Raw genomic sequence first — 4,951 nt, 5'->3', positions numbered from 1 at the left:
CCCCCTCATCAAGAAGGGGACGGTCGTGGTCTTCGACGACTTCAACCCCCGCGACGACTTCGGCGCGCTCTACCAGTACGCCAAATGCTGCGGCCGCAACTGGAGCGTGGTGGCCGTGCGCGAGGGCATAAACAAGATCGGCGTGATCCTGCACTGAGACCGCCTTCGCGACGTTGCGTCGGAATGCCCGCCCCGGAAGGCCGGGGCGGCCCCGATCCGACAGAATCCCATAGGATGGCGAAGCTCATCCATGCTGCGTATCCGTTGCGGTCACCCGCTGCGCCCCTGACGTCGCAGGGTCGCGTCCCGACCGCTCCTTACGGGTGCGCCCTCGCTTCGTCCGCCGTTCTTCCCGGCGGAGGGGACGCCCCTGCATTGTCTCCATCCGCCGCCTGCTTTCCCTTGCCGGAATCCGAACCAGAGCCTATGCGGTCGTCATCGCAATGTCGCAGGACGAACGGCACAAACCCACCTCGACCCGGGAGGCCCCATGGATTCCAAGCAGGTTCTCGATGCCCTCGCCAAGGAAATCGACCAGGACTACGTGCGGTGGTACGACAAATCCCACAAACAATTCCGCACGCTTTATATCGCCCTGCAAAGTGCCCTGCTGATCATCGGCTTCGCCGCAGCGCTCATCCCGGCCCTTGCCGAGGGCGGCCACCTCTCGCCATTCTGGCGGGCCGCGCTCATTTCACTGCCGCTTGTGTCCACCCTCATTCACGCGGTGGTGACGCAAGGGAACCTCTCCCAACTGTTCCGCATACGGGAAGAGGGGCGGCTCCAGTGCCTGGCCATCGTCTGGGAACTCAAGGAACAGGCTCTGGCCAGTCTGCCCGACGACAAAGCGTTGGAGGCGGTCAAGAAGGCGCGGGAGAATCTGATGAGGGTCGAGAACGACCAGTATCAGCGCACCGCCGGGCTCTGGAAAACAGACTTCCAGGCCGCCCTGAAGAAATGAATGAGCCATCGAAAAAGCCCCGGAGCGGCCGTGCCGCTCCGGGGCTTTCCTCATGCGTTCGCGCGCGTCCGCCGTGCGGCGGAGCGTCGCCTTGCCCTGCGCTAGATCTTCGCCAGCCGCGACAGGGCTTCCTCGATCTTCTCCTTGCCCACGGTCATGGCGATGCGGAAGTAGCCCTCGCCCGCCTCGGGGGAGCCGAAGCCGTTGCCGGGGGTGAGCACCACGCCCGTCTCCTGGAGCACCTTGGTCACGAAGCCCTTGGAGTCCTGCCCCTTGGGAACCTTGCACCAGAAGTAGAAGGTGGCCTCGGGCAGGCGGAACTCGATGCCCAGCTTCTTGAGGCCCGCGGCCAGGGTGTCGCGGCGCTCCTTGTACACGGCGCGGAACTTCTCGGCGTAGGGGTCGCCCTGCTCCAGCGCGGCGATGCCCGCCTCCTGCACGGCCTGGAAGATGCCCGAGTCCACGTTCTCCTTGATCTTGCCCAGGCCCTTCACCAAGCCCTCGTTGCCCACGGCCATGCCGATGCGCCAGCCGGTCATGTTGTAGGTCTTGGAGAGGGAGTGGAACTCGATGGCCACGTCCTTGGCCCCGGGGATCTCGAACACGGAGATGGGCTTGGCGGCCTCGTTGTAGTACATCTCGGTGTAGGCCGCGTCGGCCACCAGGATGGTGTTGGTCTCGCGGCACTTCTTCACCAGCTTCTCGTAGAAGCTCTTGGGGGCGCAGGCCGAGGTGGGGTTGTTGGGGAAGTTGGTGAAGATCATCTTCGCCTTGGCCCATTCGGCCTCGGAAACGGCGTCCAGGTCGGGCAGGAAATTGTTGGCGTCGGTGAGCGGCAGGAACCTGGTGACGCCGCCCGCGAAGCCCGTGGCCACGTTGTACACGGGGTAGTTGGGGGTGCACACCAGCACCAAGTCGCCCGGGTTCACATAGGCCAGGGGGAAGTGGGCGATGCCCTCCTTGGAGCCGATGAGGCTCACCACCTCGTTGTCGGGGTCCAGGTCCACGCCGAAGCGCCCCTGGTACCACTTGGAGACGGCGGCGCGGAAGCTGCGCAGGCCCACGTAGGAGGGGTACTGGTGGTTCTCGGCCTTCTTGGCCCCCGCGTGCAGGGCCTCGATGATGAAATCCGGGGTGGGCATGTCGGGATCGCCGATGCCCAGGCTGATGATGTCCACGCCGCGGGCCTTGACCTCGTTCTTGACGCGGTCGATTTCGGCGAAGAGATATGGAGGAAGGGCGGCCAGACGGTCGGCCATGGCGAACTGAGGCATGGTACGCTCCTTGGGCGGTTGCGCGCGGGCGCGAGAAATGGGATAAAACGCGCCCCGGTCATAAAAAGAGGCAACCTGCGGTGTCAACCAAAACCAAACAGCAGCGCGGCGCGCCCCACCCGTGGGTGGACGCCTGGCTCGAACACCTCCTGGTGGTGAAGGGGCTCTCCGAGAACAGCCTCGCGGCCTATTCCCAGGACATGCTCCAGTACCACGAGTTCCTGGAGGTGCGCGCCTCCTCCGTGGAGACGGCCACCGACCAGACCATCTTCCTCTATCTGATGTTTTTGCGCCAGAAGGGGCTCACCAGCCGTTCCCTGGCGCGCATGCTCTCCAGCATGCGCGGCTTCTACGCCCACGCCGTGGCCGAGGGATGGCTGGAGGCCAGCCCGGCGGCGCTCATCGAGACGCCCAAGCTGCCGCGCACCCTGCCCGACGTGCTCACGCGCGAGGAGATGGACGCCCTGCTCTCCCGCCCGGACCTCTCCACGCCCCTGGGCTTCCGCGACAGGGCCATGCTGGAGCTTCTCTACGCGGCGGGGCTGCGCGTCTCGGAGCTGGTGAGCCTCACGCCCCTGGACTTCGACTCCCAGACCGGCGTGCTGCGCGTCTTCGGCAAGGGCTCCAAAGAGCGCCTGGCCCCCATCCACGCCCTGGCCCAGGATCTGCTCGCCCGCTACCTCCAGACCGTGCGCCAGGCCTTCCGCCCGGTTCAGGACGTGCTCTTCCTCAACCGCTCCGGCAAGGGGCTCACTCGCCAGGCCGTGTGGAAGCTCATCAAGCGCTACGCCCTGGAGGCGGGCATCCGCAAGGAGATCTCCCCCCACAGCCTGCGCCACTCCTTCGCCACCCACCTCCTGGAGGGCGGGGCCGACCTGCGCACCGTGCAGCTGCTCCTGGGCCACGCCGACATCTCCGCCACCGAAATCTACACCCACGTGCAGGCCGAGCGCCTGATGGGGGTGCACAGAAGCCACCATCCCCGCTCCCAAGCCCCAGCCAGGACGCCAAAGACTTCAAGGAAGGATTCATGATCCCCAAGCCTGCCAAGGGCTTGTCCGCTCCCACGGTCGTAACCGCCCACATCAACGCAGACTTCGACGCCCTGGCCGCCATGATCGCCGCCAGCAAGCTCTACCCGGACGCCACGCTCATCTTCCCCGGCAGCCAGGAGAAGAACCTGCGCAACTTCTTCATCCAGAGCGCCACCTACCTCTTCAATTTCAAGACCATCAAGGACATCGACCCCGACTCCGTGCGCACCCTGGTGCTCGTGGACACGCGCCAGCGCTCGCGCGTCTCCCACGTGGCCCTGCTTTTGGAGCGTCCGGGCGTGGCGGTGCACCTCTACGACCACCACCCCGACACCGAGGAGGACATCCCCGGGCAGGTGAGCGTGGTCAAGCCCTGGGGCTCCACCACCACCATCCTCACGCACCTGATCCGGGACAGGGGGCTCGTTCTCACCCCCGACGAGGCCACCTTCCTGGCCCTGGGCATCTACGAGGACACGGGTTCCTTCACCTTCACCTCCACCGTGGAGGAGGACTTCCAGGCCGGGGCGTGGCTCAAGTCCCAGGGCATGGACATGGCCACCCTTTCGGAGCTGCTCACGCGCGAACTTTCGGCCGAGCAGATCACCATCATGAGCGCGCTCATCGAGTCGGCCGCCACCTACGACATCAACGGCGTGGAGGTGGTGGTGGCCCAGACCGCCATGGACAACTACGTGGGCGACTTCGCCCTGCTGGCCCACAAGCTCATGGACATGCAGAACATCCGGGTGCTCTTCGCCCTGGCCCTCATGAAGGACCGCGTGCACCTGGTGGCCCGCTCGCGCACCGCCGACGTGGACGTGGGCCGCATCTGCGCCTCCCTGGGCGGCGGCGGCCACGCCTACGCCGCCTCGGCCTCCCTCAAGGACAGGACCCTCACCCAGGCCCGGGAAGACCTCTTCGGGCTGCTCTACTCCCAGGTGAACCCCCAGATCCTGGCCGCCTCGCTCATGAGCGCCCCGGCCAAGACCGTGCGCGAAGACCAGACCCTGGCCCAGGCCGACGAGGTGATGACCCACTACGGCCTCAAGGCCGTGCCCGTGCTGGACGCCGGGGACGGGCAATGCGTGGGCATCCTGGAGCACGACATCGTGGACAAGGCCGTCAAGCACGGCCTGGGCGGCTCCCAGGCCGGGGAGTACATGGTGCACGGCGCGTTGTGCGTCGCGCCCGCCACGGAGCTCTACCGCATCACCGAGATCATCCTGAACCAGCGCCAGCGCCTGGTCCCCGTGGTGGAGAACGGCAAGGTGTCCGGCGTGGTGACGCGCACGGACCTGATCAACGTGCTCGTGCGCGAGCCCGCGCGCATCCCCGAGACCGTGGGCGCGGGCAGGCGCGGCGAGCGCAGCATGGCCGGACACCTGCGCGACCGCCTGCCCAAAGGCCTGCTGGCCCTGCTCAAACGCGCGGGGAGCCTGGCGCAATCCATGGGGTACGAGGCCTACGTGGTGGGCGGCTTCGTGCGCGACCTCATCCTGGGCAGGCCCAACCTGGACCTGGACCTGGTGGTGGAGGGCGACGGCATTCTCTTCGCCGAGGCCCTGGCCCGGGAGCTGGGCGGGCGCGTGAAGAGCCACCGCAAGTTCCAGACCGCCGCCGTGCTCCTGCACGACGGAAACCGCGTGGACGTGGCCACCGCGCGCCTGGAATACTACGAA

The 4,951-nt window shown here is 66.7% G+C and carries 4 protein-coding genes; 3 read left to right on the top strand and 1 reads right to left on the bottom strand.

The genetic code is table 11. The annotated features are described in order from the left end of the window. The first annotated feature begins 490 nt into the window (after positions 1–490). Complete coding sequence (locus ACV4UX_RS17250; protein ID WP_491594518.1) at positions 491–961, top strand: hypothetical protein; 471 nt, start codon at positions 491–493, stop codon at positions 959–961. Between the two features lie 101 nt (positions 962–1,062). Here ACV4UX_RS17250 and ACV4UX_RS17245 read toward each other — a convergent pair whose 3' ends face one another. Next, complete coding sequence (locus tag ACV4UX_RS17245) at positions 1,063–2,235, bottom strand: LL-diaminopimelate aminotransferase (RefSeq protein WP_491594517.1); 1,173 nt, start codon at positions 2,233–2,235, stop codon at positions 1,063–1,065. Positions 2,236–2,315: 80 nt separating this feature from the next. On the opposite strand from ACV4UX_RS17245, the gene xerD reads away from it, so the two are divergent. Then, complete coding sequence (gene xerD / locus ACV4UX_RS17240; RefSeq protein WP_491594516.1) at positions 2,316–3,269, top strand: site-specific tyrosine recombinase XerD; 954 nt, start codon at positions 2,316–2,318, stop codon at positions 3,267–3,269. Next, the coding region (locus ACV4UX_RS17235; RefSeq protein ID WP_491594515.1) for a CBS domain-containing protein at positions 3,266–4,951 on the top strand (1,686 nt) is incomplete at its 3' end. The genes xerD and ACV4UX_RS17235, both read left to right, overlap by 4 nt.

Source organism: Fundidesulfovibrio sp., from assembly GCF_058402725.1.
The sequence above is the reverse complement of the archived record's forward strand: the minus strand, read 5'-3'. Positions and strand labels throughout refer to the sequence as shown.

Excerpts from the sequence above, each read along its gene's own strand:
- ACV4UX_RS17250 (WP_491594518.1), top strand. The coding sequence starts at position 491 with ATGGATTCCAAGCAGGTTCTCGATGCCCTCGCCAAGGAAATCGACCAG.
- ACV4UX_RS17245 (WP_491594517.1), bottom strand. The coding sequence starts at position 2,235 with ATGCCTCAGTTCGCCATGGCCGACCGTCTGGCCGCCCTTCCTCCATAT.